The organism is Vagococcus entomophilus (assembly GCF_003987595.1).
In the GTDB taxonomy this organism is placed as follows: domain Bacteria; phylum Bacillota; class Bacilli; order Lactobacillales; family Vagococcaceae; genus Vagococcus_E; species Vagococcus_E entomophilus.
On sequence record NZ_NGJZ01000001.1, the window covers coordinates 49,351 to 76,098 of the forward strand.

The window sequence follows — 26,748 nt, forward strand, 5'->3', positions numbered from 1 at the left end:
AACATTTTGTTGAAGAAAGGAAGCCTGCAAAATGAAAAGCAAGAAAAAATTCAGTTTATTTAGTGCGATATTATCCGTTATTTGTGTTGTTTTTGTAGCAGAGGCGGCAGCGCCAGTTGCTGCAATTGGTCCTTCTCAGTTTTTTTGGTGGATTTTTTTACTTGTAACATTTTTAGTTCCTTATGGGTTAATATCCTCAGAACTTGGAACGACTTATCCTAGTGATGGCGGGATTTATGATTGGGTGACCAAAGCATACGGTCACAAGTGGGGTGCTAGAGTATCTTGGTATTACTGGATTAATTACCCACTGTGGCTTGCTTCACTTGCAGTCATGTGTCCAGAACTAATTAAACTTGTGACTGGTTACACAGGAGGCGCAATTAGTAATCTTTTATTGTCATTACTGTTTATATGGGTTGTGATTTGGATTAGCTTTTATCCAATCTCTGACAATCTTTGGATTTTAAATGGGGCAGCAGTAATCAAAATCTTTTTGGCTGTTTCTGTGGGGATTTTGGGAATTTATGTCGCAGTTACCCAGGGCATGGCAAACGAGTATACGATTAAAACATTATTACCAACTTTTGACCTAAGAAGTTTGTCTTTTATCTCAGTCATTATTTTTAATTTGCTCGGATTTGAAGTGATTTGTACATTCTCTGAGGAAATGGAAAATCCTAAAAAACAAATTCCACAAGCGATTATCATTGGAGGACTTGTCATCGCTGGAATCTACATCTTCTCCGCCTTTGGTATTGGCGTTGCGATTCCAACAGAAAATATCAGTGTAAGCAGTGGGTTGATTGATAGTCTTCAATTATTACTCCATTCAAAAACAGGAATATTCATAAAAATTTCGGCTTTCCTCTTTTTACTTACTCTTTTTGGAAATATGATTTCATGGTCGATGGGGGTCAACAATACGGCCTGCTACGCAGCTGAAAATAACGATATGCCTCGTTTTTTTGGAAAAAGAAGTGCAAAGAATCAAATGCCCACTGGAGCGGCCATGATGAATGGAATTGTTGCAACAATAGTAGTGGTTCTTTCGCCTTTGTTACCAAATAAAGACTTGTTCTGGTCATTTTTTTCATTAAACTTGGTTACATTTTTATTATCATATTTACCGGTGTTACCTGCTTTTTACACACTGAGAAAAAAAGAATCAGATGTTTATCGACCGTTTCGTGTTGTAGGCAAGGATTGGTGGCTAAAGATATTAGTCATTGTCCCCATGATTATGTTGATTATCGCACTAATTTTTACCGCGTTGCCATTACAGTTTGATACAGCTACGTTGAAAGAAAAGCTACCCGTTACGATTGGAACCATTATTTGTGTTTTGATTGGCGAAGGATTTATCTTATTAAAAAAAGATTGAGGAGGAATAAAAATGGCCCAAAGAATAATGCAGACAACCCCAAAACAAGATGGGTATTTTATGCCCGCTGAGTATTCAAAACAAGAAAAAGTTTGGATGATTTGGCCAGAGAGACCAGATAACTGGCGCAATGGTGCAAAACCAGCTCAAGTTGCTTTTGCCAATGTTGCAAAGGCAATTAGCCAGTTTACTCCAGTTACGATGCTGGTTTCAAAAGCGCAATATCCCCATTGTCGCATGATGTTAAAAGCAGACATTCGTGTTGTGGAAATGAGTAATAATGATGCATGGATGCGTGATTGTGGTCCCACATTTGTCAAAAATCAAACAGGTGAGATAAGAGCATGCGACTGGACGTTCAACGCTTGGGGAGGACTGTTCGATGGTTTATATTTCCCTTGGGATCAGGATGATTTAATTGCCCAAAAAGTTTGTGAGCTTGAAACGATTGATTCTTATCGTACCGAAGACTTTGTTTTAGAGGGGGGCTCTTTTCATGTAGATGGAGAAGGAACGGTTTTGACTACAGAGATGTGCTTGCTTAGTGAAGGACGAAATCCTAAGCTGAATAAAAAAGAGATTGAAGCAAAGCTTTGTGAGTATCTAAACTGTCAAAAGGTTCTGTGGTTAGCTGAGGGCATTGATCCTGAGGAAACGAATGGACATATCGATGATGTTGCTTGTTTTGTTAGACCCGGTGAAGTGGCGTGTATCTATACGGAAGATCAGGAAAGTCCTTTTTATGAGGTAGCGCAATCGTCTTATAAAGCTTTATGTCAAATGGTCGATGCTAAAGGACGAAGGCTCAAAGTTCAAAAGCTGTGTTGTCCCCAAGAAACTATTACGATTCAAAAAAGTTTTGCAATTGATTCAGTAGAAGGAACACAACCGCGTGAAGAGGGTGATGTCTGTATTGCTTCTTATATGAATTTTTTAATCACTAATGACGGTGTGGTTGTTCCTCAATACGGGGATGAAAATGATGCACTCGCATTAGAACAAATAAAAGGGTTTTTCCCAGAAAAAACCGTTATTGGAGTGGATACAGTTGAAATCGTTTATGGTGGAGGAAACATTCACTGTATTACGCAACAACAACCAAGTAAAGAGTAAGAAAAGAGGGGTAAAATGGCACGAATCGTGATTGCTTTAGGAGGAAATGCACTTGGCAATACGCCACAAGAACAAGAGAAAAAAATTGCAGAGGCCGTTCCTTCACTGGTAGATTTAATCAGTCAAGGTCATGAAATTATTTTAAGTCATGGAAATGGACCACAAGTTGGCTATATTGAAAAGAAGCTGAATGCATCAGCAGATGGGGAAAGTACAGCCTATTTTCTTCCTGAATGTACTGCTATGAGTCAAGGATACATCGGGTATCATTTGCAAAAAGGAATTTTAGAAGAGTTGCATCGTAGGGGAATGCCTTGGCATGTTGCAACTGTTATCACTCAGGTTGAAGTCGACGCAGCAGACGAAGCGTTTAGCACTCCGTCCAAACCAATTGGCAATTTTTATTCAAAGGAACAAGCACATCGGTTGATGGCAAAAGATAAACACTTGGTGATGAAAGAGGATGCAGGTCGAGGCTTTCGTAAATATGTCGCTTCGCCACTGCCACTTGATATTGTAGAAAAAGATTCTATACTCAATTTGCTAGACAATGAGTTTATTGTCATTGCTTGTGGAGGCGGAGGAATACCTGTTATCAAAAAAAGTTCTCAAACGTATTGTGGGGTTGAAGCAGTGATTGATAAAGACTTTGCGTCGGCCAAATTAGCAGAATTAGTAGAAGCTGATTACTTCTTTATTTTAACTGCTGTAGATAGAGTATTGCTCAATTACGGTACAAAGGATCAAACAGAGATAGTAGAAATGAACGCTCAGCAGGGAGAAAAATATATGAGAGAAGGGCATTTTGCTCCAGGGAGTATGCTACCCAAAGTCAAGGCGGCCCTTGCTTTTGCTAAAAGTAAAAAAGGAAGAAAAGCAGTCATCGCGTCACTTGAAAAAGCCCCACTTGCAATGTCGGGTGCAAGTGGGACAGTGATTTGTGATTAGAGTCAGTTGATAAGGGGGGGATAGTGATAGTTAACTTCGAGAAATAAGAACTTCGCAAGAATCTTTCTTCCATTTTTTTGACAATCCGCTTATTTGAGAAGCCCTTGCTTTTGTTTTCAGCGTTGATTTGGCTACCAAGAGTCTGAAACGTAACGTTTGAGTTATGTTTTCAGGCTTTTTTATTGATTAATAAAATCATACAGGTAAGCAGGATTTAAAATAAGAATCCTTTGTTTGACAATTTTGATAACTTTTTCTTCTTTTAGATTATGGATAATGCGGTTGACACTATTTCGTGTAGAAATGCCACAAAATCCGGCAATATCTTCGTTGGTTATCGAAAAGTCAAGCAAAAGACCATCCGGACTAGGTTTGCCAAAGATTTCAATTAAGCTATATAAAAAAGCACAGACAGCTCCTTTTTTATTATTCATAATCATATTTTTTTGTCTGTACAGACTTTCAGACAGTTTTTTACGATAGTAATTTTTGACATAGGTCTGTAGTTCTGGTGTTTGATTGACAGATTCCCAAAACATGACACGGGGAATTCGGTAAAAAGTTGCCACTTCTGATTCGATTCGGACATTAAAAGGTGAAGACGTAAACTGTGAAACCTCATCATGCAACAGTGAAATGATATCTGGTTCTGCAATATATGAAATATTAAATTCTCGCCCATCTTTTAAAATGATACTTGTTTTAATAATACCTTCGTTTAATACATAAACATACTGATCTTTTAATCCATGATAGGTTAAATAGGTATGTCTTTTCTTTTCGATTAGACATGTATTTTTTTGTTGTAAAAATGAAACCAAAAATTCAGTATCCATAAGTGGGTCTCCTTAGTTATCAATGTAAGAATGTTAGTATCTAATAATTATAAAACATTTTGTTAACATTTGGTACTATCAATCGTGGAAGTAAGGAATGTTTTTTTTTTTTATACTACACTTGTTCATAACATTTATGAATGTGGCTACTTTAAAACTATGAATGCCAGTTTTGGTTTTTTCTAAAAGAGACAATAAATACTTTTAATTATCTTATTTATTCTAAATCACCTCTTTTAAAAAAGTTATGGTTTTAAAGTAACTGCTTTTAATTAGCAGTAGGGATCAAGAGAAAGTGGGATGGAAATCATGAAAAAAATGATGTGGGTAATGATGATCGTTGGTGTGGTAAGCTTATTTAGTGGTTGTGGCAAAAAGCAAGCAGATGAAAAAGCACAAACAATTGCTAATCAAGTCTTAGCAGATGTTAATAAACAATTGAATCCAGATAAAAAAATTGCTTTGGACGATATTGATTTGGAAGTATATAAAGACCAAAACAATCAATACGTAGCAAGAATTTTAGTTCCACAAGCAAAACATTCATTCTATTATAGTGCAAGTGATAGTCAAAAAGTGGAAAAATCCAATATGAGTAGTGAAAATTTCCAAAAAGAACTAAAAAAACAAAAAATGGAAAATGTATATAAAGTGATGAATATTTCTTTTTAGCATCACACTTGTAGGAGACTCTATAAATTTAATTAACAAGGAGGATTAGCAGATTGATAGCTAATCCTCTTTGTTTAAGGTAAATATGCAATCGCGCGAACAGGAAACCCAGGTGCATCTAAAATATTAGGGAAACTAATCGAAATATAGGCACCTGTTGCAGGAAGGATGTCTAGGTTTTTTAATACTTCTACTTGATACTTATCTTGACTTAAAATATAAAGCTCTGCAAGTAAAGCATTGTTCTTCCGAAACTGCTTCGAACTATCTGTATCAAGTGTTTCATGACCAATTGCCGTAATATTTCTTGTTTCACATAGATAGTTTAAGGCTTCCAAACTCCAGCCTGGTGTATGTGCATTGTCATCAGCATCGAGATTATAAAAATTTTCTTTACTATCCCAGCGTTTGGACCAACCGCTTGAAAAAGCGACAAAAGCATCTTCAGGCAGCGTTCCGTGAGTGGCTTCAAAATCTAAAATATCTTGTAAGCTCACTTCGTAATCAGGATTAGCTTGAACTTCTTTTTCTTTATGGATGACATAAAGTGGCAATAAGAGCTCTTTTAGGTCTAACTCTTGCAGGTATCTTTTTTGTTTTGCAAAATGGATTGGTGCATCTATGTGTGTTCCATACTGAGTTGCAAGGGTATACTCCTTGGCAAAGAAGCCATCTTGTTCTAGTGTGAAAAGTGTTTTCTCTTTTAACGGTTTGAAAGCAGAAAAGTGTGGGATATTCTCATGAATCCCATGACTTAGATTAACCCATCTGTGTTTCTTCAATTCTTGGAAAATCGTTGTTAGTTCCATTATTATGCCTCCTTTTTATTTATTTTAACAAAAAAACAAACAAAATGCGGGAAAATTCTGAATTTTTCACTTATGTTTTCTTTAATCTGGCAATTTTAAAAAGATAGGGCCAAATTTCATTACTTATTTTTGCTGTTTTCTAGAAAAAATTTTTAACACAGAAGTTTTTTGTGGTAGAATGGGCAAAGTGAGAATTTATTTACAGAAAATTTACAAACTTTTTTCGAATTATTTTTATTTGGAAAAATATTTTTAGGAGGAATTTATGAGTATTGTTATGGGGATTTTAGGAATCATTATTTTTTTAGGACTAGCATATTTTACGAGTAGTAATCGAAAATTAATCAAAATTGTCCCAGTTATAAAACTGCTAGTAGTTGAATTTGTTTTGGGGTACATTTTGCTGAATACGACAGTGGGCAATCATCTGATCACTTGGATTGCAGATGGTTTTGGCAAAATTTTGTCCTATGCAAATGAAGGAGTAGAATTTGTATTTGGTGGCTTGGTAAATAAAGGAGCAACGACCTTTTTTATCAGTGTACTAATGCCTATTGTATTTATTTCGGTTTTGATTGGTATTTTGCAATATTTTCGTATTTTGCCTTTTATTATTAAATACATAGGCCTTGTTTTGAGCAAAATTAACGGTATGGGAAAGTTGGAATCCTATAACGCTGTGGCCTCTATTATATTAGGACAATCAGAAGTATTTATCTCAGTGAAAAAGCAATTGGGAGCATTGACTGAAAAACGTCTTTATACATTGTGTGCATCGGCAATGTCAACTGTTTCGATGTCAATCGTGGGCGCTTATATGCAACTCTTAGAGCCTAAATATGTCGTGACAGCGATTGTCTTGAATTTGTTTGGTGGGTTTATTATTACTTCTATTATCAATCCTTATGAATTAGATGAGGAAGAAGATATTCTTGAAGTGGTGGAAGAACATAAGCAATCGTTTTTTGAAATGGTTGGAGAGTATATTATGGATGGGTTTAACGTGGCGATTACGGTCGCTGCGATGTTGATTGGATTTGTAGCCTTGATTGCAATGATTAATGGGATTTTTACAAGTATCTTGGGGATTTCATTCCAGGAATTGTTAGGGTATGTATTCGCTCCATTTGCCATTTTAATGGGAATTCCATTGGATCAGTCAGTGGATGCGGGAAGCATTATGGCAACCAAAATGGTATCCAATGAGTTTGTGGCAATGACAACCCTACATAATGGACATTTTGCTTTCACTGCAAAAACAACAGCCATTGTTTCAGTCTTTTTAGTATCTTTCGCTAACTTTTCTTCAATTGGGATTATTTCAGGTGCAGTGAATGGTCTAGATAAGGCGCAAGGGAAAGTAGTAGCAAAATTTGGTTTGCGTTTGCTTTGGGGGGCAACTTTAGTCAGCTTGCTTTCGGCTGCAGTTGTCGGAATCGTATTTAGATAGAAGTTTTAAGAAAAGAGGAATCAGGGGCATAACTCAAAAGTTATGTCGCAGGTTTCTCTTTTTTGTAATGACTCAAACTAGAACAATAAAAGCGAAAGTGGTAAACTTTTAATAAGAGCATAGATGAAGTGAATAGCGGCTAATTTTATCTAAATAACACTGTTCCAGTTTGGAATGAAAGGAAGATAAAAATGAAAAAATATTGTTGGGCAATGATTGGTGCAGGAACAATTGCTAAAGAAATGACACAAGCGATACAAAAAGTCAATGGCGAAGTGTATGGTGTGTTAAGTACTACCTTAGAAAAAGCTCAAAATTTTTGCCGTGAAAATGGGGTCAAAAATGCTTTTGAGTCGGTAGAAGAAATAATGGAGGATCCTAAAATTGACATTATCTATATAGCCACACCTCATAATTCTCATTATTTTTATATAAAAAAAGCACTAGAGGCTGGAAAACATGTACTTTGTGAAAAGGTTCTAACTGTGAACGCCAAACAGGCAAAAGAAGTTTCAGATCTTGCGAAAAAGAAGAAGCTTGTTGTCATGGAAGCTATGACTATTTATCATATGCCGCTATTTAAGTTGTTACAAAAAAAAATAGAGGAAGGCTTGATTGGACAGGTCAAAATGCTTCAAATTAATTTTGGGAGCCATAAAGAATATAATCTTGAAAATCGTTTTTTTAATAAATCGCTTGCAGGAGGAGCGCTTCTAGATATAGGGGTCTATGCACTGGCATTTAGTCGTTACTTTATGTCAAGTCAGCCAGTGAATCTAGCCACAATGGTGAATTATTTTGAAACAGGCGTTGATGAGCAATCAATCATTACGATGAAAAACTTTCAACAAGAAATGGCAGTGATCACTCTTACAATGCAAGCCAAGCAACCTAAAAGAGCGTTAATTTCCGGTACAAAGGGCTATGTTGAAGTGCTAAACTATCCTCGAGCAGAATCAGCTAGTGTGACTTTTACAAAAAACGGAAAAAAAGAAATCATTGAAGTCGGGGAGACGCATCGTGCGTTAGAGTATGAAGTAAAAGATATGCAGGAACTAGTGGAACAGGGGGAATATGAGCATTCTTTGAGCTACACATTGGATGTGCTGCATACAATGGACAATGTTCGAAATGAGTGGGGGTTAATTTATCCATTTGAACAAGCGTAAAGAACGATTTGTGAACGGTTAGACTGATATACAAAACGATTTCAGCTACAATTTGTAGTAAAATCGTTTTGTTTTTAATTTTCTAAATGAATAGAGAGGTGGCATTAGCTTCATAATATCCTTTAAAAGAACGAGATTGCTCCAATTTTTTTAGGATGTTGGCATGATTTGTCAATTGATTGTTTCATTTGTGCAAAGTGGTAGTTGCTAACCACTTTGATTGATGAACTAGTGGGTTTTTTCAATTTTTTGAGGTATACTGGAAAAAGTTCTAAAATTTGAAAGGGGTATACAGTACTTGTTAAGCAAGATAAAAAAAGAAAATTTTGGCGTTGTCTTTAGGAGAGATAGTCTAGCAGGAATGGTCACATCTGTTGCGCTCATTCCAGAAGTGGTAGGATTTGCTATTATTGCGGGAATCCCCCCACTAAAAGCGATTGCTGCCTCAATTATCCTAGTGATAGTACTTAGTTTTGTGGGAGGAAGGCCTGCTATGGTTAGTGCTGCTGCAGGATCAATGGCCCTGGTTATGGCTTCATTAATTAAAAATCATGGCTTAGAATATATGGTCGCAGCTAGTTTATTTACAGGCGTAATCCAAGTTTTACTCGGCATTTTTGGAATCCATAAGTTGGTGCGATATGTGCCGGAGTCTGTGATGAAAGGATTTGTCAATTCTCTAGCAATTATTATTTTTATTTCTCAGGCGCAACAATTAGTAGGGAAAAATATTGCGTCATATTTCATGGTAGCAATTGCAATTTTCATGATGTATTTATTGCCTAAATGGACGACTCAAGTTCCAGCTGGCCTATTTGTCATTGTCGGCATGACTCTTTTTAGTAGCACGATGGGTGTTCACGTTCAAACAATTGGCGATTTAGGAGGTCTAAAAGGAAATTTGTTTGAGTTTGGCTTTCCTCAAGTTCCAGCTACCTTGGATACTATTATCACTATTTTACCTTATGCTTGTGCACTTGCCTTAGTAGGATTATTAGAGTCGCTATTAACACAGCCAATTATTGATGAAATGACTGCAACAAGTAGCAACCCAAAACAAGAAGTGATCGGTCAAGGGATTGGCAATACCTTTTCAAGCCTATTCGGTGGACAAGCTGGTTGTGCCATGATTGGACAAGCCATTATTAATGTAACGTCTGGCGGGAGAACACGAGTCTCAACTTTGGTAACAGGTTTGAGTTTGTTATTTATGGTTCTGCTTGCTCCAGGTATTTTGTTGCAAATTCCGACACCAGCTCTAATTGGAATTATGATGGTGGTTGCCCTCAATACTTTTTCATTTGATAGTTTTCGGTTTATGAGAGAAAACAGCTTACGGGATAGTGTGGTGCTGCTTGTAACGACCATCTTAGTTGTGGTCACGCATAATTTGGCTATTGGAATTCTGGTAGGGGTTGCGCTCCATTTTGCCATAAATTGGTTTTTTAAAAAAACTTGATGTGACATTTTTTTTACTAAATTAAAAACGTGAAACAAAAGATTCATTGCTTTTGTTTCACGTTTTTTTCTATTTGAAGAACCGCAAACAAATGACAGCGAGTAAAAGAGAACTAAGACAAAATAGCAACATAGCATAGAAACAGAAAGTTAAAGAAATGCCACTGGCTAAGCTAGTAAAAATAATCGTTGTAACCGTTGGTACGAGCATAAGTAACATATTGGTTGCCCCCATAATTGTCCCTAGTTGACTTGATGGAAGCTTAGATAATAAAAAAGAAGTCAGCTTAGTCGTGCAGATTCCAGATAGTAACGCGAGTAATGCCAGAAAAAAGATTCCCCAAAATAAATGATTGAAAAGAAAGGCAAATAAATAAAAAAAGCAAGCAATAAAACTAATGCAACAAAGGAAAAGTAAAGCAGTTTTTTTAAATAATCTAGTTGACATAAGGCTGCCCCCGATACTAAATAAGGCAATAACTCCTTCGATTAGTGCAATACTTAAACTAAAATTGTAGAGTTGTTGGTTGGGGTATTGCGTGAAATACATACTTAAAATAGGGGTGGTTACCGCAAGTATGCCATTTAATAGAGAGAATAAGAGTAGCGCATAAAAAAGTTCTTTCTTGTGATATAAACTTTTTACCGCTATTTTTATTTGCTGGATGATAGGGAAGATACCGTGATTTTGTGTAACGGGCAAATTTTTTTCTTCTATGTTTTGGAGCGGATGTCGAATCAAAAATAGTAAAAAGAAACAACCAAAGAAAGTGGCACTGTTGATCCAGGCTAAATTTCTAAAAGAAAAAATTCCGATTAAAACTGAGCCTAGAAAAAAAGCCAACGTGCTGATTAAAGTCTGGATGGCACCGTTTAATCCTTGTGCGTGTTCCAAATCATTTGGTTTGACAATATGTGGAACAAATGGCGTTAGGGCACTATTTGAAAAAGAACCAAGACTATCAGAAAGAATATTGAGGAAACAAATACAGCAAAGCAAAAGCAAAGAGGGCGAAAAACCAATTAAGATGCCAACAGTCAAGTAGATCAGCCCACGCAAGAAACTTGTCCATAGACTTTTGGAAATTTTGTGAGGGGATAAATCGGCATAACTACCGATGACTAAAGCAAACATATGTGGGAGTATTTCTGAGCAAGAGACAAGTGTGATTGCCAGATTTGCCTGTTTAAATTGGTGGGCAAATGTTAGTAAAGCAATGTAATAGATGGAATCCCCAATTTTTGAACACATATTGTTAACGATCAATTGACGATACAAGGGATATTTTTTTAGCAAATGAAGCATAAGAATGACCTCCTTTTTTTACAGAGTAGCAAAAGATTTTTTAAAAAGAAAAAAAGGTCCTAAATATCAGACTAGAATACAAATTGTTTTGCCTGATTATGTTACAATGAAAAAAAATTAGGAGTATCGAGATGAAATCATACGGAGAAACAGTGAGAGAAATTCGATTGAAAAAAGGAATCAAACAAAAAGAACTTTACCAAGATATTTTGTCAAAATCTTTTGCCATCCAATTTGAAAAAGGAGAGCATGAGGTGGTGCTTTCTACTTTTGAACAATTATTAGAACGATTGGGAGTGGAGTTTGAAGAATTTAAACTGATTCAAAGAGAGTACCGGTCGGATGAAATTAGAAAGTTGAATCATCACTTTTCAATTGCGGCCAACAATTATGATGTAAAGTCCTTATATAAACTCAAAACAAAATTAGAAGAGTTTGAAACCAAAGGAAGCGCCTCCGAAATTTTACGGTTACAAATCCAGCTAGTAATTGGCCATATTTTTAAAAATCAAGGAATAGAATTTTCAAAGATGGAATATGGTCAAGATGTAGAAAAAATTCAAGCATATTTGCTTTCTAAAGAAACGTGGTTTTTGCAAGAAATAAAGCTGTACCTGAATGTACTACCACATTTTCAGTATGAATTGAACATGTACTTGATGCCACGGGTGCTAAAGTCAATGGATAATTATCAAGAAGGTGAGGAGCATAAGTTTGTTTTGTCCTTGTTATTGTGTAATTTTTTAAGTGTTGCCTTAGAAAAAGAAGAACAGGTAGCTCAAGATATTGTCCCTTATTTTCACATACTGGATGAGCTTACAAAAGATCCTATGCTTGCGTTAGAAAGAACGGTCTATCTCTTTATTTTAGGAAAATATGAATACAAAATGGAAAAACAAAGAAGTGGCTTGATAAAAATGAAACAGGCAATCAGTATGATGGAGATTCTGGATTACCCTTCTTTTGTACAAGGAATGGCTCATGACTTAAAAGAAATGGAAAACACAAGAATCTTCGATGAAAAATAGAGACTGAGACAAAACATATTTTCGTTTTGTCTCAGTCTCTAGCTCATAGATAACGCGTATCAGTTTATTTTGATTTTGAAGCGATAGGTTTTTGCCATCGTACTATCGGTCAGTGAGAAGACGACGTTTAATGAAGGTCATAAGCAACTAGCTTATGTGTCAAAATATGCAGTCTATTTTTTTGACCGGATATTGCTTATAGAAAAGAGTTAAACGCCCAAAGCTTTCATTACCAAATTTTGACCCGTTTGTTTTCTGGCAGGTACATCGCATCTTTTTCTGTAATGGCAAAGGTTGTGTAAAACTCTTCAAGATTTCGTGGTTGCATATTTGCACGAAGTTTAGCAGGAGCGTGGACATCCATTGAAAGTAATAATTCTGTATATTGTGGCGTAGATTTATTACGCCAAATCGTAGCCCAATTTTTAAAGAAGGCTTCTAGATTTACTTGTTTGTCTTGTTTTGCTGCTTCTAGTGCACAACTCAATCCACCAGCATCTGCAATATTTTCTGAAACAGTTAGTTTGCCATTGACTGTTCCATCTAAAATAGGTAATCCATCAAATTGGTGCACCATTTGCTGTGCTAAGCCTTCAAAATGTGCGAGATCTTCTTTGGTCCACCAGTTATTAAGAGTACCAAACTCATCAAAAAGCGCTCCGTTATTATCAAAGGCATGAGAAATCTCATGGGCAATTACGGCACCAATGCCACCGTAATTTGCGCTGGAAGATTGACTTAAGCTATAAAAAGGTTCTTGAAGAATCGCTGCTGGAAAAACGATAACATTTAAAAACGGATGATAATAAGCATTGACAGTATCCGCACTCATCCCCCATTCACTTCTGTCGACTGTTTGATTCCATTTAGAGAAATGATCTTTCGTTTTTACTTGAATGAAATGGAGCATATTTTCAAGGAGTGAGACCGATGGATTGACTTTTAATTTTGAATAAATGGCAGGGATTTGATCAGGATACCCAACATTTACGCCTAAACGTTTTAATTTTAGTAGCGCTTTTTCTTTTGTCTCATCTTGTAACCAATCATTAGTTTCTAAGCGTTTCTGATAAACCGCAATCATATTATGAACCATCAAAGAGACGTCTTCTTTGGCTTTTTCACCAAAATATGTCTTGCCATAATAGTCGCCAACAACGTGATCAAACGTGCCAGTTGCAATATAAAAAGCCGATTTTTCCAACGACATAAGCTCTTTACTACCTGAAAGACATAACTGATATTGACCGCTTAGTTGGCGCATTTCTTCGGTTAAATATTTGCTAAAGTGAATCACAGTTTTAACGAGCATCCAGTCACGGAGCATAGGAAAAGTATCAGAGGTTAAGAGTTGCGCAAGTGCGGCGTAATATTCGGGCTCGCTCACAATGATTTTAGCTGGAATCTCCCCAATGAGTTCCGTTAAGATTGGCGCAATATCAAAGGCTGGAAAATAAGCTGAAAATTCAGGGAAAGCATGAGGATTATAGATCTTACTGTAATCAGCAGCTTCCTCAGAGTCTCGCATAAAAGGAGCAAGAGAACGGTCGAACTGCAGGGCATTCTCGACAATCTTCGTTGCTTTTTCAGAACTTTTTCCGATTTTTTCAAGTAATTTGATGGACATGTCGGATAGACTAGCTAGTAATTTAGGGGCAGTAGGATGATCGGCTTCGTAATAGGTTTTATCAGGTAAAAATAGATTAGGAACCTCTGCATATAGAGCATTAAGTTGTGCATTTTTCATATCTGGAGAGACACTAAAGGGAACGGGAAGTGAGATTCCAAGATTTCCCAGGCTTACATAGTGTTGTTTTAAATCTTCCATATCATGTAAATCTTCTATTTCTTTTAGGACATGTAAGAGTGGTTGAACCCCGTAAGCTTCTTTTTTTTGCGTGTCAAGCGTTAATTGATAAAATTTTAAAAATTCATTTAACTCTTTGGGATGATCGGATTGAGGATCATCCTGCATTTTTTTGAAATCACCCATTAAGTTTTTTTCAATCGTTTCAACTAACAATTGAAAACTGCTAGTAGAAGGCTTATCGTCAGGGATAATCGCTTTTTCTAACCATTCTTGATTTACTGCTTCATAAAAATCATCTTTAAATGAAGGATTTGATTTGTTTGTCATGAACGTTCCTCCTAAAAAATTTACTTCAACTTAGTATAGCAAATGATTCAAAAAGTGACTAATGAAAAGGGAAAAAACTTTATGGATGAGTAGACATAAGAAATTTGGTATACTAATAAAAAATAGAGATGGAAAACGGGTGAGTCGATGTATGCAGAACTAAAGCAACAAATTATTAAAAAAAGCCAAGAGATTGGTATTGATAAAATAGGATTTACCACTGCTGCCCCGTTTAAACATTTAGAGGCGAGTTTGACTGAACAAAAAGAACAAGGGCATACAACGGGATTTGAACATCCAAATATTCAAGAACGAATTTATCCGGATAAGATTTTTGATCAGCCACGTTCTATTATTTCAATCGCTTTAGCTTACCCAACAAAACTTGCGAGTCAGCCCAAACGGATAAAGGGTGAAAAAAGAGGAAGCTTTGCCAGAGTTTCATGGGGAACGGACTATCACGACATTCTTCGTGAGCGTTTAGACACATTAAAAAATTTTATAACTGACATTTCACAGCAAGAAGTTGACTTCAAACCAATGGTTGATACAGGAGAGCTGATTGATGTAGCCGTGGCACAACGTGCTGGCGTAGGCTTTATCGGGAAAAACGGCTTATTAATTACAGAAGAGTTTGGGTCTTATGTTTATTTAGGCGAAATGATCACCAACATCCCTTTTGAACCCGATCAACCAATCGAAAATAAATGTGGCAGTTGTACCAGATGTATTGATTTGTGTCCTACTCAGGCATTGCTCGGTGATGGCAGAATGAATGGGAAGAAATGCTTGTCTTATCAAACACAAACTAAAGAGCTAATGCCAAAAGAGTATCGAAAAAAAATTAGAACGATTATTTATGGGTGTGATATCTGTCAAGAGGTTTGCCCATTTAATAAAGGAAAAGATTTTCATTTTCATCCTGAAATGGAACCAGATCCGGAAATAGTAAAGCCCTTATTAAAACCACTTCTTACCATCTCAAATAAAGAGTTCAAGCAGACTTATGGTCATTTATCTGGCTCTTGGCGAGGAAAAAAGCCGATTCAAAGAAATGCTATCTTAGCTTTAGGAAATTCAAGAGATAAGAGCGCAATCCCTAATTTATTAAAGTGTTTAGCAGAAGATGTCCGTCCAGTGATTCGTGGAAGTGCTGCATGGGCTATTGGGGAGATCGTAAATGGAAACAATGAAGAACTAATTTTATTTTTTAAAAAGCAATTGGCACAAGAAAAAGAAGAAGAAGTTCGCCTCGAAATACAAGCAGTACTTCAAAACTGGCAAAAAGAAAGGGAAAAAAACGATGAAATTGAATGAACTGGATTTAGACTTACTTGAAGGAATTTATTCGGGGAAAATTAAGGGAGCGCCGATTGAGTTAGTTTATGATTTATATTTAAATTCGGCGGCTACTCGGTTACAATCTTTAGCTACCCAAGGATTGATTTTATTAGTTCATACAGATCAGGATAAAACGATTATTTTAGGAATTACAGAAAAAGGAATTAAGGCTTTGGACAAATGAAACAGAAAAAAATTTAATGGAATAAAAACTACTTTTCATGCAAAGCGCCCCTTAAAAGTTCGCTTTTAAGGGGCGTTTTATTGCTATTTTTTTCTAAAAAGCTGAATAGTTAACTTAGGATAAGCGTAATCAACTTTTGCCCAATCTGACATAAGGCCTAAAAGGCTGTAATCTTCTTCGTGATGAAGACAACTAAGTCCTTCATAATAATCTTCAAGGTTGGGATCACGTTCTACTTGGATTTTTTCCATGAAAACGTCTAAATTTTTCGGTTCTTTTTGTAATTCACCTGACACAGAAACATGAGTGCCTTCAGGTTCAAAGTGAACCTTAGCAGATATTTGGTCTGCCTCTTGTTCAAAGAAGTAAGAGAGTAGTTCTTGTGAGAGATGTTCAGCCTTTTTTCTTTCGTTGTTCATCGTGTTGCTCCTTTTTCACTTGGTGTAAGGTATCTAGTAAGGGTACCATTAGTGCAGCGATAAATCCACCAGATAATCCGTTGTTATAAAGATTGAGTCCGCCATGGAGCCAGCCAACATTACTAACTAAAGATAAGTGGAGGGCACCTGCCAAAAGACCCCAAAATGCTCCGTAATAGCCACAAATAGGTGCAAGAGTAGTACCAAAAAGTGTCGTTAAAATAATAGAAGTATCAGCTGGGTTCAAGCCTTTTAAAAGACATAAAAAAAGAACACCTAACATAACAGGGATACAATTTTTTAAATGTTTCCCATAAGCACCAAAACCGACGACAGTATAAATTCCACCCAAAACAGGTCCGTTTAGACTGCCTCCAATTAAAAGAACATATGTGGTAGCAAAAATACCTAAGCTTGCCATATTGATTAAGGTTGGACCGTAGCCACCAATTTGCTGGAAATCACTAATAAGTTTTCCAGAAGATTGCCAAATTTTTGCCAAACCTTGACAAGAATAGTGATTGGAAATAAAGCCAATGATTGCTAAAATAAAAAAAGAGAAGTAAAGTATCGTGGCCAAAAATAAGTTGTGTCCACTTGAAAGATAGTGCACATTTTCGACTTGATGTCCTGTAATCCTTAGAATAGCAGTTACAAGCATCCCAATAATACCAGCAGTAAAACCAATATTATACAAGTTGAACCCTTGATGAAAGCTGACAAAATGTCCTGCTAAAGGACCTAAAATAAAGCCAATAATTAGGCCAGTTAATAAGCCTAAAGGAAAGCTAAAAACAAGAGCAAGCTTGAGACCAAAGGTTACGAAACTAACCGCAGGAGCAAGGGCGGTTCCAAAAAGTGCCAGTAAAATATGTCTTGAAAATGGTGTTTTTGTCCATTTAGAATAAAGGTAAACGCCTAATAAAATGGGCAAGGAGTTAAATAAATTTTTCCCAAAAAAAGAAAAACCACACATGGTATAAAGAGCCGCTGTTAATGGACCACTCAATTTGATTTTTAATTTTTTGGCAAGTAACGTATTTAGCAATGTCAGCAGCCCGCTATTTACGAGCGCACTACCCAATGAACCAATTTGAATATAATCTGTAAATAAGTTTCCAGATGAGGTCATAATACGAAAAATCCCGGACAAAATCCGGCTAGGAGAATTAACCAAAAAACCACAAAAAATAAGAAATAATGCATAGCTGATTAGCCAAAAATATTTTTGGGACTCTGAAATTTTTGAAGGACTAACTGGAGGAGATAGAATATGCGTGTTTTCCATAAAAGAACTCCAATCGTTTTTCTTTTATTTTAACGTTGGAAATAAGAGCGGTCAAATTTAAAGAAAGAGACATTAAATAAAAAAGAAAGGAATGGAAGTTATGAGGATTGATAAGTTGTTAGAAATGAATGGATATGGCTCGAGAAAAACAATCAAACGTTTATTTTCAGCAAAAAAAGTCAAGGTCAATGGAGTCGTTATCATGCAACAGAATATCAATGTGGACCCGAATATTCAGTCTATTCAAGTCTTAGGTAAAACAATTGAAACATCGCCACATGTCTATTATCTATTAAATAAACCAAAAGGCTATGTTAGTTCTCATTGTGAAAAACAAGAAAAATCGATTTTTTCTATACTAAAAAAATCAGATTACAGATCAGATTTATCTATGGTTGGACGTCTTGACAAAGATACAGAAGGCGTACTTTTATTAACAAACAATGGGAAGCTAGCTTACGAAATGCTACTGCCAGATAAGCATGTCAAAAAAGTTTATGAGGTTGTTGTCAATGGAAGCTTAAAAAAAGAGGATTGTGCAACCTTTAAAGCTGGGATTACTTTTTTAGATGGAACCAAGTGTAAACCAGCCAAATTAGAAATAATTTGGGCAAGTGAACACTCTAGCAAAGCTTATGTCACACTTGAAGAAGGAAAGTTTCATCAAGTAAAAAAGATGTTTCTTTGTGTAGGGGTAAAAGTAACGGCACTAAGGCGTGTCCGCTTTGGACCATTGATACTCGATGAAAAGCTTGCTGTGGGTCAGTATCGTGCGCTAAATAAACAGGAATTAAATTCGTTAGAAGCTTATTTTTGTTAAGAAAATTGTGATTGGCTATTGAAAGAAAGTACGGACTAGAGTACTATATTAAACAGTGAAGAAAATGCTACGAGAGAGGTTATTATCGGATGGAAAAAAGCAATCAGCCAATTATTATCGGAGTAACAGGAGGCTCGGGTAGCGGGAAAACTACTGTCAGCCGAGCAATTTTAAATGAATTTTCAGGTCATTCTATTTCATTGATTGAGCAAGATTCTTATTACAAAGATCAAAGTAATATGAGTTTTGAAGAACGCTTAAAAACAAATTATGATCATCCGCTTGCCTTTGATACAGATTTACTTGTGGAACATCTGAATGAGTTGATTCATTACCGAGGAATTGATAAACCAGTATACGATTATGAAGCACATACAAGGAGCAAAAACAGTGTCCGTCAAGAACCTAAAGAAGTGATTATTATGGAGGGAATCTTAGTTTTTGCTGATAAAAGATTGCGTGATTTAATGGATATCAAAATTTATGTTGATACAGAAGATGATATTCGAATTATTCGTCGAATTAAACGTGATATGGAAGAGCGTGGACGGACGTTGGATTCGGTGATTAAGCAGTATTTGTCTGTTGTCAAACCAATGTACCATGAATTTATTGAACCAACCAAGCGCTATGCAGATATTATCATCCCATCTGGAGGGGAAAATCAAGTAGCAATTGATATTATGTGTACAAAAATTGCCAGTGTTTTAGAAAATAAATTAAATTATAAAAACAAGTTACAGGATTAATCCTGTAACTTGTTTTTATTTTTTCGGCTATAGTGAATTAGGAGTGTAATGCAAATAGCTCCTAAAACGATGCCAGCAAAAAGTGGAGAAGAAATCTCAATATCAATCATTGGAATAGAAAGAAACAGCTTGATCGCAATAATAAAAATCAAAACATAAGCCATTGTTTCTAGCTCTGGAATTTTTGTCATTAGTTTGACAATTAACTGAGCAATCTCTCGCATACAGAGAATCCCGATTAAGCCACCGATTAGAACAATGACTGGATTGGATGAGATGGCAAGGGAAGCTAGAACTGAATCCACAGAAAAAGCGATATCCATAATTTCAATCGTAATAACTGTAGACCAAAACAAAGAAAAAAGCTGCTTCTTTTTTACTTTTGGTAGAACGGCTTCGGTATTTGTTTGTTTTTTATCATAAAAATAGCGAATGGATAAATATACAAGGTAAATAGCACCAAGTACTTTTATTTCCCAAAGATGAATGAGGTACGTTCCTAAACCAATTGCAATGAAACGAAAAAGATACGCGCCCCAAAGTCCATAGAATAAAGCTTTTTTTTGCTGTGTTTCATCGGGAAGTACTTTTGTTTGTGCGGCTAGGACCACTGCGTTATCAACTGAAAGTAAGCATTCCATAATGATCAATGATAGGATGAGTAACCAATTATCTGCAGAAGTCAAAACCATTTTCCAATTTTCAAGATTAAAAAAAGGGCCATATAAGTGAGTAAGTAGAGACATAAAAAAATCCTTTCCAAGTTATCATTTGCGTTTTCTATCATAGCACATTATCTGAGTCTGGCAAATATAAAAAAGTACTGCTCCGATAAAAGCAGTACTTTTTGTGATTGACTATTTGATGAAGGTTACACAAACGCATTCGGGGACCAGAACATCCTTTTCAATCAAAGTGAGACGGCCAGACAAAGAATCTCGTTCAAAGAGAGTGAGGTTGTCAGTATTTTGATTCGCAACGATAAGGAAATGGTTACTTGGGTCTAAAGCAAAATCTCTTGGGAAATCTCCTTCTGTAGAAATATGCTGAATTTCTTTGATTTGCTTTCCGTCTTCGAGTACTTCACAGACAATGATTGAGTTATGTCCACGGTTTGAAGCATATAAGAATTTTCCATCGTCAGAAATCCGAATAGCAGCACCACCATTATGTGTTTGATGTGTCGAGGGAATAGTTGAGATCGTTTGCAATTCAGAAAATTCTCCTGTTTCTTGGTGATAGCGTAACACGATGAGCGTACTAGATAGTTCTCCAAAGAGGTAAGCATAGTGACCGTTTGGATGAAAAACTAAATGTCGAGGACCTGTTCCAGGCTCCGCATCATAATGTGCTACTTCGGTTAAGGTTCCTTGTGGAGTAACGTCATAGGTCACAATTTGGTCAATTCCTAAATCGCAGACAGCTAGGCGTTTATCAGGTGTTAGGTCAGCGTAATGAGCATGAGCACTTTGTTGATTTTCATGAGGACCGTTTCCTGAGTGGCTGACTTCATCACTCAACTGGATACTACCATCTTTGTCAATTTTATATACAGTTGTAGTTCCTTTGTGATAATTGGCTGCGTAAAGAAGTTGGCGATTGGTGTCCAGACTGACATAACAAGGAGGTGCTCCATCGGCTAGTACCTTATTTATTAATACATAAGTTCCATCGGCCTGTTTTTTATATCCAGCAATTCCGCCACGGCGATTGTCTTTTGTGACGGTGTAAAGAATAGTTTGACCAGAAGCACAAAGATAGGTGGGGTTATCTTCATCTATAAGGGGACTTGCATCGATTAGTTTTTTCTTTGCTGTATCAAGGGTAAGCTGATAAATCCCCCGACTTGTTTTTTTTGTATACGTTCCCAAAATCAAATGCTCTAACATGGAAAATCATCCTTTCTCTTCTTAACGTTCTTTATTATTATATCATAGTTGGCCGAATTTCTAGGAATAGAAATCTTCCTTTTTTACAGATTTTTTTAGAAAGAAGATCGGAATAAGCAAGATTTTTTTATTTTATGATACAATGAAATTATGAAAAGTGAAGGAGTTTTTTTATGACAACTGCAACAGTAACAATGATTGGGTCAAAAGCATTAGATGAAAAAGAAAAAATGCTGATTTTATTTGGAGAAGGGGCAACATCGACCTTAAGGGATTATTCGGTGATTCAAGAATTACCTCAGGGTGCAGAAATAAATCTGAAAGAAGGCGATGAAATTTACTTTGATGATCAGAACTACACGATTCAAAGAGTCGGTCGGTTAGCGAATCAACAAGTAAATCATTTAGGGCATATGTCCGTTGTTTTTCAAGCAGAACCCGAAGAAGACACGCTATTAAATGCAATTTATGTTACGCCATATATTCTTCCCAAAATTAAAAAAGGGACGCAAATTAGATACACAAGTAAAGGGTGAGCAGTTTGGACAATAATAATGGAAAAGGAAAGAAAAAAGTTTCTTGGTTTTGGAAATGGTTTTTAAATAACCAAGTAGTTACCGCACTATTAATTATCTTGTTATGTCTACTGATCATATTAGTATTTACAAAAGTTTCGCATATTTTTACCCCCGTATGGCAGTTTTTAGGGATTGTCGGTTTGCCTGTGGTTTTGGCAGGAATTCTATATTATATGTTAAATCCAATAGTAGATTGGTTAGAAAGTAAACATATCAAAAGAATATGGAGTATTTTGTTGCTCTTTGTACTCGTGATTGCATTAATTGTTTGGGGAGTGGTAATTCTAGTTCCAAAAATCGAAGAGCAGACGATGAGCTTTATCAAAAATTGGCCTTCGTATTTTAAAATTATCGAGTCTAAAAGTAATGAGATTCTAAGTAGTGATTTATTTAAGCAATTTGGAGATCAAATTGAGAGTGCCACCAACAATATTATGAACTCTTTTGGCTCAATGCTGGAAAAGGTCTCAAAAAATGCTTTTCAAGGTATTGGTAATGTGGTAGGTGTAGTAGTCAATGTCGTACTCGCACTCGTAACGATGCCGTTTATTCTATTTTATCTATTAAAAGATGGGAAAAGATTACCTGAATTTGCGCTTAAGTTTTTACCTAACAAAATGAGACAACCAACGTTTGAGATTTTATCTGATATCAACCAACAAGTTTCCCAGTATATTCGGGGACAGCTTACAGTGGCTTTTGCGGTTGCGGTGATGTTCATCGTAGGTCTTTCAATTATAGGTTTAGACTATAGTGTAACACTAGGAATCTTGGCAGGTTTTTTAAACCTAATTCCATTTCTAGGATCAGCACTTGCAATGATTCCAATTTTAGTACTCGCGATTGTTTCAGGACCGGCAATGATTATTTCTTGTTTGATTGTGTTTGTTGTTGAACAGACAATTGAAGGAAGAGTAATATCGCCACTTGTTTTAGGTAGTCAAATGGATATTCATCCAGTCACGGTCATTTTTGTATTATTGACGACGGGTAAATTATTTGGGATTACCGGTGTGATACTTGGACTACCGGGCTATGCGGCCATTAAAGTGATTGTGAAGCATGCATTTAATTGGTATGAGAAACATTCAGGATTGTACGAAGATGAAACAAAAACGGTAGAGGAAGAAGAAAATCATGAGAAAGAAATAAAACAATCTTAAAGAGATTTGTTTTATTTCTTTTTTTTTGCTATATTTTTTCAAAACGTATCTTATTAAAAAGAAAGGAATAACTCTTAGTGGATTAGAAAAACATAAAAAAAAAATTCAATAACTTATGTTATATAATTTTGAAGCTAATCTTCAAGGAACAACCATAATAATTTGGCAGAAAACAGATATATTATTTTTGTAGTAATAAATGAACAAATATAAATGTTATATAATCGGCTTTTTTAGTGTGAATTATTTTTATTTGAGAGTTAAAAAGAAAGAAAGAATGAGTATTTATTTTTCAATTATTTCGCATATATAGGAAATTAATGACATGGCTTTTTCCTCTTTTTTTTATTATAGTAGATATATCAAGGAAGTAGAGTTAGATGATAGTTGTATATTAATCATCTATTAAAAAAACGACTAATTAAATTGTAATGATTTTAAATTCGTTCTTTACTTTAAAACAGTGAACTAGGAGGAATTACAGTGAGCAAAATCGGCTATGCATATACTACAGAAGATCGTGAATATCTTACAAAAGAGTTAGAAGGACTAGGAATCTATGGTTGTGATCAAATTGCTATAGAAACAGATTCAGAAGGTTCTGCAACACATCCACATAAAGAGCTAGATATGATTATGGAAAAAATTGGGGAAAATGATTCATTAATCGTGTACGAATTGCTATGTTTAGGCAAATCAGTTATTCAATTAGCAGACTTTGTTAAAGAATTAGAGGATAAAGGAGCTACTTTGGTCATCATTCATAAAGAAGGAAAATTAGCTGAATTAGATGATGAAACATACATTGCTTTCATTAAAAAGATGGCAGAAATGGAAAAAATGATCATCCGTGAAAGAACTTCAAGAGGTCTTGAAGAAGCGCGTCGTCATGGACGTGTAGGTGGTCGCCCAAAAATTTCAGAAGAAACAGTTGCTCGCATTCGTTTCTTATATGAACATAATAAATATACTTTACGTCAGATTGCTGAAGAGTGTGATATTTCTTTAGGAACAGCGTATAAATATATTCAAGAAAAATAAGATTATTTTCTAAAAAAAGCGAGATGGGTTTCCATGCCCAGTCTCGCTTTTTTAATGAAAATAGTAATGTACAATACTATCTTTTCCGTTCTTTTTAGCAGCGTAAAGTGCTTGATCAGCAAGGTTAAAGAGATATTGGGGTGTCAAACGAATCCCTTTTTTCTTGATTTTTGTTGCATGTGCTACGCCAATAGAAGTCTTTAAGTAGAGGTTTCTACCATCTTCTAACATTAAAGGAACCTCTCTTAATTTTTTTTGAAAATCTAATAAGAAAGCTTTTGTGTCCGGAAAATCTAGTGTACAAATTAAGCCAAATTCATCTCCACCAATCCGACAAATATAAATTTTACCAGTAGAACTAGCGGTTAGCGCATCTGAAAAATAGCGCAAAGCTTGATCGCCTATTTGATGGCCGTAAGTATCGTTGATGGATTTAAAATCATCCATATCTAAAAGTATCAACGAAAAAGGTACAAATGGATACTGGCTTGAGTCCAATTGATCTCGTAAAAATTGCTCGAATTGTTCGCGGTTGTAAAGTCCAGTAATTCGATCAAACGTGGCTGAATTCTTTATTTGCGAAAAAGAATCTACTAAGTTAACAGACTTTCGAATCGTAACAGATGTAATTAAAAAAATGAGACTGAAAACCGCAAAATACATCAAAATATTTGTCCAAATATTTAAAGAAAAAGAACGGAACAAATAGACAAAATAGAATGAGCGAAATAATGTAAATAGCCCAATAAATAAAATACAAGATTTCTTGTAGCTGATTTTCCGACTATGTAAATAGATACTGATGAACAGAACAAAAAGCGTGAAAAAGAAATTGTTAATATAGTATTCATGGCTTACGGGCATAAAAAAATAGTAATGAATTATTTTACTAAGAATGAGTGTGATTGTAGCGGTGCTGCCCATGAGTATTGTTCCGTAAAAAATAATAAAGAAAATCATGACGTAGCGCATGTCGACAGTTAGATTTTTTGTTACGGTAATTAAGTTGACAGACAATAAAAAACTGACCAAACCAAAGGCAATTCCGAGTATGATTTGCAATGGATAGGACATGGTGATTTCTGTATTACTTAATTTACTTTGTTTTTTTGAGAACCCTTTGTCTCTTAAGATATTGAAAGAAATAAAATAAAAAATCAACACTGAGCTAATAATTATGGATAGGTTAATCAGCGTTGAGTTAATAAATGAGATCATAAAAACTCCTTTCTTACTATTTTTTACAAAGATAAACTATGAATCATTGTTTAATTTATGCATTTTATGAATATTGTTAATCGATTTACGAAGATTTTCCCAATCCATATTCGACGGAAGGGGATCGACAATAATCAATTTTTCTTCATTAATGTTGGGGAGATGAATGGTTGAGACAAATAAATCATAATCATCTGGTCCAAAAAATGCTTCTTCAGATAAAAATAAAATACTTTTTTCAAAAGAAGTCACGACTGCTTTGTGAGAAAAGTTTCGTTCAATAGCTTGAGCTAACATGAATGTCTGACTTTTTCCTAAATCGGTTAGAACGAGTAAAGAAACTTTGTGCTTCTTCTTTTCGAGTTGCTTAGGCAGCGTAGGCCACTTAGTAATCAAGTAAAAAAGAATTTCGTAACGATAGTTGGTATACCAAGGGAAATTAGTCACTGTCTCAAGTTCTGTTAATTCGGCAAAGACATTTTTTGAAAAAATTGGGTATTCTTGATAAGCTGCTTGTCCGTTATACTTAGAGCTATTGAACAAAATATAATGATCGTATGGATAAACCAAATAATGATTATACATTTGAAAATAACCTTGAGCTAGTATATTCAGTTGTGGTTCGGACAATTCTAAATGTAAGCTTGCCTGTAAGTTTAAAAGATGGGCACAGATTTCTTTCAAGATGCGCTCTTCATTAGGTTTAGAAACCTCAAAGACAACTAATGAAGAAAAAATGTCTTGCATCAGCTCCTCGCCAACCTCTAAATGGTCATCGTTAACCATTTGCTTGAGATAGGGTGCTAATATTTCTTTAAAGGATAAATAACTGGAAAGATTTTCGTCACATTCTTGAGTAGAAACCTTTTTTCCTTGGTAAAATCTTGTGATGGAAACGGCCAAATAATAACTTAAGTAAATTAATTGAACATCGTCTTGGGGCCAGTTTTTTTCTCGAAATAAACGACACGAAAACTCAATGGCAGCTGTTCGGTCAATGGAGAATGGCCATTCAAAAGTAGTGTAGGTCTCTTTGAAATAGGTGGTATAAAAATAGCGAACGAAACGTTCGTTTGTGCTGACGATCTGGCAAGGTCTTTTGCCCAAAGCAATGCCATAGTTTTTTAAAGCATGGCTTAATTGGTTGGTCACTCGATACAAAGAAGAGTCACTGATAAATAACTTTTCACCCCATTCTTCTAAAGACTGAGTAGGGTTGAAAAATATTTTTTCAAGGAACTGTAAAGCTTCAGAATTTTTAAAAACCGCTACGTAAACATCATGCAAATGACTACTTGGCGGAGTGATTAAACGGATTCCGTTTTTTTTGGATGTTTCAATGATTAAAAAGGGAGACCATTGTTCTTTGAGATAATGAATGTCTGTAGTAATCGTTCTCAAGGAAGCGTTATTATTTTCTGCAAGTTCAGATGAACTAATCCAATCAGCCCGTTCACTCAACTGTTCAAGGATTTCTAATTTTCTTCTAGTACTTGAATCTAGCAGACTTCTCATAGCGTAACCTCCTTAAAAATCTAACCTTCTTTAATTCTTCCGTGAAGTAAATACCTCGTCTATTTTATCATATAGTTCTGTGAATTGCCTTAAATAAATGAATTTTTTTAAAAAAACTTGATTAAAAAAATATTTGTAAGTTTTATAGCTGAATTTATTTTTAGGGAAACTCTTTAGTTAAAAATGATTGAATATTAGTTGTAAAAAAAAATAATTCATGTTAATATGTAAGC

Annotated in this window: 25 protein-coding genes; 15 read left to right on the plus strand and 10 right to left on the minus strand. The window is 35.4% G+C overall.

The window, feature by feature from the left end; all coding sequences use genetic code 11:
* The first annotated feature begins 31 nt into the window (after positions 1-31).
* Genes CBF30_RS00225 through arcC form a run of 3 tightly spaced genes read left to right on the plus strand, consistent with a single transcriptional unit; the run spans position 32 to position 3,445 of the window.
* Positions 32-1,384 (plus strand): APC family permease, encoded by a 1,353-nt coding sequence (locus tag CBF30_RS00225; RefSeq protein WP_126821612.1) that lies wholly within the window; start codon positions 32-34, stop codon positions 1,382-1,384.
* 12 nt (positions 1,385-1,396) lie between these two features.
* Complete coding sequence (gene aguA / locus CBF30_RS00230) at positions 1,397-2,497, plus strand: agmatine deiminase (RefSeq protein WP_126821613.1); 1,101 nt, start codon at positions 1,397-1,399, stop codon at positions 2,495-2,497.
* Between the two features lie 15 nt (positions 2,498-2,512).
* Complete coding sequence (gene arcC / locus CBF30_RS00235) at positions 2,513-3,445, plus strand: carbamate kinase (protein WP_126821614.1); 933 nt, start codon at positions 2,513-2,515, stop codon at positions 3,443-3,445.
* A 179-nt stretch (positions 3,446-3,624) separates the two neighbouring features.
* On the opposite strand, the gene CBF30_RS00240 is transcribed toward arcC, so the two are convergent.
* The gene (locus tag CBF30_RS00240) at positions 3,625-4,281 is read right to left on the minus strand and encodes a Crp/Fnr family transcriptional regulator (RefSeq protein WP_126821615.1); all 657 of its coding nucleotides are present in this window, start codon (positions 4,279-4,281) and stop codon (positions 3,625-3,627) included.
* A gap of 309 nt (positions 4,282-4,590) precedes the next feature.
* Between CBF30_RS00240 and CBF30_RS00245 the strand changes: the two genes are divergently transcribed.
* Positions 4,591-4,953, plus strand: a complete 363-nt coding sequence (locus CBF30_RS00245) for a hypothetical protein (protein ID WP_148112251.1) — start codon at positions 4,591-4,593, stop codon at positions 4,951-4,953.
* A gap of 74 nt (positions 4,954-5,027) precedes the next feature.
* Here the strand turns inward: CBF30_RS00245 and CBF30_RS00250 are convergent, their stop codons facing one another.
* Positions 5,028-5,762, minus strand: coding sequence for a cyclase family protein (locus tag CBF30_RS00250; protein WP_126821617.1), 735 nt, complete (start codon positions 5,760-5,762; stop codon positions 5,028-5,030).
* A gap of 265 nt (positions 5,763-6,027) precedes the next feature.
* Here CBF30_RS00250 and CBF30_RS00255 point away from each other — a divergent pair, with 265 nt between their 5' ends.
* The 3 genes from CBF30_RS00255 to CBF30_RS00265 all read left to right on the plus strand — a co-directional run bounded on the left by CBF30_RS00255 (position 6,028) and on the right by CBF30_RS00265 (position 9,840).
* Positions 6,028-7,212 (plus strand): NupC/NupG family nucleoside CNT transporter, encoded by a 1,185-nt coding sequence (locus CBF30_RS00255; RefSeq protein WP_126821618.1) that lies wholly within the window; start codon positions 6,028-6,030, stop codon positions 7,210-7,212.
* Positions 7,213-7,403: 191 nt separating this feature from the next.
* Complete coding sequence (locus CBF30_RS00260; protein ID WP_126821619.1) at positions 7,404-8,381, plus strand: Gfo/Idh/MocA family protein; 978 nt, start codon at positions 7,404-7,406, stop codon at positions 8,379-8,381.
* A gap of 298 nt (positions 8,382-8,679) precedes the next feature.
* Positions 8,680-9,840, plus strand: coding sequence for a SulP family inorganic anion transporter (locus CBF30_RS00265; RefSeq protein ID WP_126821620.1), 1,161 nt, complete (start codon positions 8,680-8,682; stop codon positions 9,838-9,840).
* 69 nt (positions 9,841-9,909) lie between these two features.
* Here the strand turns inward: CBF30_RS00265 and CBF30_RS00270 are convergent, their stop codons facing one another.
* A complete protein-coding gene (locus tag CBF30_RS00270; RefSeq protein WP_126821621.1) occupies positions 9,910-11,145 on the minus strand; it encodes an MFS transporter in 1,236 nt (411 codons plus the stop codon).
* A gap of 131 nt (positions 11,146-11,276) precedes the next feature.
* Here CBF30_RS00270 and CBF30_RS00275 point away from each other — a divergent pair, with 131 nt between their 5' ends.
* Positions 11,277-12,173: an Rgg/GadR/MutR family transcriptional regulator gene (locus CBF30_RS00275; RefSeq protein ID WP_126821622.1), complete on the plus strand. Its 897-nt coding sequence runs from the start codon at positions 11,277-11,279 to the stop codon at positions 12,171-12,173.
* Between the two features lie 229 nt (positions 12,174-12,402).
* On the opposite strand, the gene CBF30_RS00280 is transcribed toward CBF30_RS00275, so the two are convergent.
* Positions 12,403-14,310, minus strand: a complete 1,908-nt coding sequence (locus CBF30_RS00280) for a M13 family metallopeptidase (protein ID WP_126821623.1) — start codon at positions 14,308-14,310, stop codon at positions 12,403-12,405.
* A gap of 147 nt (positions 14,311-14,457) precedes the next feature.
* Here CBF30_RS00280 and queG point away from each other — a divergent pair, with 147 nt between their 5' ends.
* On the plus strand, positions 14,458-15,627 hold the full coding sequence (gene queG / locus CBF30_RS00285; protein WP_126821624.1) for a tRNA epoxyqueuosine(34) reductase QueG: 1,170 nt from the start codon (positions 14,458-14,460) through the stop codon (positions 15,625-15,627).
* Entirely contained in the window at positions 15,614-15,835 is a 222-nt protein-coding gene (locus CBF30_RS00290; protein WP_126821625.1) for a hypothetical protein, read from the plus strand. The genes queG and CBF30_RS00290 overlap by 14 nt, the downstream gene beginning before the upstream one ends.
* Before the next feature lie 83 nt (positions 15,836-15,918).
* Here the strand turns inward: CBF30_RS00290 and CBF30_RS00295 are convergent, their stop codons facing one another.
* Positions 15,919-16,254 (minus strand): hypothetical protein, encoded by a 336-nt coding sequence (locus CBF30_RS00295; protein WP_126821626.1) that lies wholly within the window; start codon positions 16,252-16,254, stop codon positions 15,919-15,921.
* Positions 16,229-17,542 carry a DUF1576 domain-containing protein gene (locus CBF30_RS00300; protein WP_126821627.1) on the minus strand — a complete coding sequence of 438 codons (1,314 nt, stop codon included), beginning with the start codon at positions 17,540-17,542 and terminating at the stop codon, positions 16,229-16,231. Before CBF30_RS00300 ends, CBF30_RS00295 begins: the two co-directional genes overlap by 26 nt.
* A 100-nt stretch (positions 17,543-17,642) precedes the next feature.
* Between CBF30_RS00300 and CBF30_RS00305 the strand changes: the two genes are divergently transcribed.
* On the plus strand, positions 17,643-18,362 hold the full coding sequence (locus CBF30_RS00305; protein WP_126821628.1) for a pseudouridine synthase: 720 nt from the start codon (positions 17,643-17,645) through the stop codon (positions 18,360-18,362).
* 89 nt (positions 18,363-18,451) lie between these two features.
* Positions 18,452-19,111: a uridine kinase gene (gene udk / locus CBF30_RS00310; RefSeq protein ID WP_126821629.1), complete on the plus strand. Its 660-nt coding sequence runs from the start codon at positions 18,452-18,454 to the stop codon at positions 19,109-19,111.
* On the opposite strand, the gene CBF30_RS00315 is transcribed toward udk, so the two are convergent.
* Both CBF30_RS00315 and CBF30_RS00320 read right to left on the minus strand, forming a co-directional pair.
* Positions 19,108-19,857: a TerC family protein gene (locus CBF30_RS00315; RefSeq protein ID WP_126821630.1), complete on the minus strand. Its 750-nt coding sequence runs from the start codon at positions 19,855-19,857 to the stop codon at positions 19,108-19,110. The genes udk and CBF30_RS00315 overlap by 4 nt on opposite strands.
* Positions 19,858-19,968: 111 nt before the next feature.
* Positions 19,969-21,000, minus strand: coding sequence for a lactonase family protein (locus CBF30_RS00320; RefSeq protein ID WP_126821631.1), 1,032 nt, complete (start codon positions 20,998-21,000; stop codon positions 19,969-19,971).
* 173 nt (positions 21,001-21,173) lie between these two features.
* Here CBF30_RS00320 and CBF30_RS00325 point away from each other — a divergent pair, with 173 nt between their 5' ends.
* From CBF30_RS00325 to CBF30_RS00335, 3 genes are all read left to right on the plus strand, one after another.
* Positions 21,174-21,536, plus strand: a complete 363-nt coding sequence (locus tag CBF30_RS00325) for a PTS glucitol/sorbitol transporter subunit IIA (protein WP_126821632.1) — start codon at positions 21,174-21,176, stop codon at positions 21,534-21,536.
* A 5-nt stretch (positions 21,537-21,541) separates the two neighbouring features.
* Positions 21,542-22,741, plus strand: a complete 1,200-nt coding sequence (locus CBF30_RS00330) for an AI-2E family transporter (protein WP_126821633.1) — start codon at positions 21,542-21,544, stop codon at positions 22,739-22,741.
* 483 nt (positions 22,742-23,224) lie between these two features.
* Positions 23,225-23,782 carry a recombinase family protein gene (locus CBF30_RS00335; RefSeq protein WP_170168895.1) on the plus strand — a complete coding sequence of 186 codons (558 nt, stop codon included), beginning with the start codon at positions 23,225-23,227 and terminating at the stop codon, positions 23,780-23,782.
* 51 nt (positions 23,783-23,833) lie between these two features.
* Here the strand turns inward: CBF30_RS00335 and CBF30_RS00340 are convergent, their stop codons facing one another.
* Together CBF30_RS00340 and CBF30_RS00345 are read right to left on the minus strand one after the other, a co-directional pair.
* Positions 23,834-25,000, minus strand: a complete 1,167-nt coding sequence (locus tag CBF30_RS00340; RefSeq protein ID WP_126821635.1) for a GGDEF domain-containing protein — start codon at positions 24,998-25,000, stop codon at positions 23,834-23,836.
* Between the two features lie 36 nt (positions 25,001-25,036).
* A complete protein-coding gene (locus CBF30_RS00345) occupies positions 25,037-26,515 on the minus strand; it encodes an AcpB/EbpR/MafR family transcriptional regulator (RefSeq protein WP_126821636.1) in 1,479 nt (492 codons plus the stop codon).
* Positions 26,516-26,748 lie beyond the last annotated feature (233 nt).

What these genes read in the sequence shown, in the direction of transcription:
- CBF30_RS00240 (WP_126821615.1), bottom strand. Translation starts at nt 4,281, where the DNA reads ATGGATACTGAATTTTTGGTTTCATTTTTACAACAAAAAAATACATGT.
- CBF30_RS00325 (WP_126821632.1), top strand. Translation starts at nt 21,174, where the DNA reads ATGACAACTGCAACAGTAACAATGATTGGGTCAAAAGCATTAGATGAA.
- CBF30_RS00315 (WP_126821630.1), bottom strand. Translation starts at nt 19,857, where the DNA reads ATGTCTCTACTTACTCACTTATATGGCCCTTTTTTTAATCTTGAAAAT.
- CBF30_RS00255 (WP_126821618.1), top strand. Translation starts at nt 6,028, where the DNA reads ATGAGTATTGTTATGGGGATTTTAGGAATCATTATTTTTTTAGGACTA.
- CBF30_RS00320 (WP_126821631.1), bottom strand. Translation starts at nt 21,000, where the DNA reads ATGTTAGAGCATTTGATTTTGGGAACGTATACAAAAAAAACAAGTCGG.
- CBF30_RS00305 (WP_126821628.1), top strand. Translation starts at nt 17,643, where the DNA reads ATGAGGATTGATAAGTTGTTAGAAATGAATGGATATGGCTCGAGAAAA.
- arcC (WP_126821614.1), top strand. Translation starts at nt 2,513, where the DNA reads ATGGCACGAATCGTGATTGCTTTAGGAGGAAATGCACTTGGCAATACG.
- CBF30_RS00345 (WP_126821636.1), bottom strand. Translation starts at nt 26,515, where the DNA reads ATGAGAAGTCTGCTAGATTCAAGTACTAGAAGAAAATTAGAAATCCTT.
- CBF30_RS00275 (WP_126821622.1), top strand. Translation starts at nt 11,277, where the DNA reads ATGAAATCATACGGAGAAACAGTGAGAGAAATTCGATTGAAAAAAGGA.
- CBF30_RS00300 (WP_126821627.1), bottom strand. Translation starts at nt 17,542, where the DNA reads ATGGAAAACACGCATATTCTATCTCCTCCAGTTAGTCCTTCAAAAATT.
- CBF30_RS00290 (WP_126821625.1), top strand. Translation starts at nt 15,614, where the DNA reads ATGAAATTGAATGAACTGGATTTAGACTTACTTGAAGGAATTTATTCG.
- CBF30_RS00295 (WP_126821626.1), bottom strand. Translation starts at nt 16,254, where the DNA reads ATGAACAACGAAAGAAAAAAGGCTGAACATCTCTCACAAGAACTACTC.
- CBF30_RS00225 (WP_126821612.1), top strand. Translation starts at nt 32, where the DNA reads ATGAAAAGCAAGAAAAAATTCAGTTTATTTAGTGCGATATTATCCGTT.
- queG (WP_126821624.1), top strand. Translation starts at nt 14,458, where the DNA reads ATGTATGCAGAACTAAAGCAACAAATTATTAAAAAAAGCCAAGAGATT.
- udk (WP_126821629.1), top strand. Translation starts at nt 18,452, where the DNA reads ATGGAAAAAAGCAATCAGCCAATTATTATCGGAGTAACAGGAGGCTCG.
- aguA (WP_126821613.1), top strand. Translation starts at nt 1,397, where the DNA reads ATGGCCCAAAGAATAATGCAGACAACCCCAAAACAAGATGGGTATTTT.
- CBF30_RS00260 (WP_126821619.1), top strand. Translation starts at nt 7,404, where the DNA reads ATGAAAAAATATTGTTGGGCAATGATTGGTGCAGGAACAATTGCTAAA.
- CBF30_RS00270 (WP_126821621.1), bottom strand. Translation starts at nt 11,145, where the DNA reads ATGCTTCATTTGCTAAAAAAATATCCCTTGTATCGTCAATTGATCGTT.
- CBF30_RS00280 (WP_126821623.1), bottom strand. Translation starts at nt 14,310, where the DNA reads ATGACAAACAAATCAAATCCTTCATTTAAAGATGATTTTTATGAAGCA.
- CBF30_RS00250 (WP_126821617.1), bottom strand. Translation starts at nt 5,762, where the DNA reads ATGGAACTAACAACGATTTTCCAAGAATTGAAGAAACACAGATGGGTT.
- CBF30_RS00245 (WP_148112251.1), top strand. Translation starts at nt 4,591, where the DNA reads ATGAAAAAAATGATGTGGGTAATGATGATCGTTGGTGTGGTAAGCTTA.
- CBF30_RS00340 (WP_126821635.1), bottom strand. Translation starts at nt 25,000, where the DNA reads ATGATCTCATTTATTAACTCAACGCTGATTAACCTATCCATAATTATT.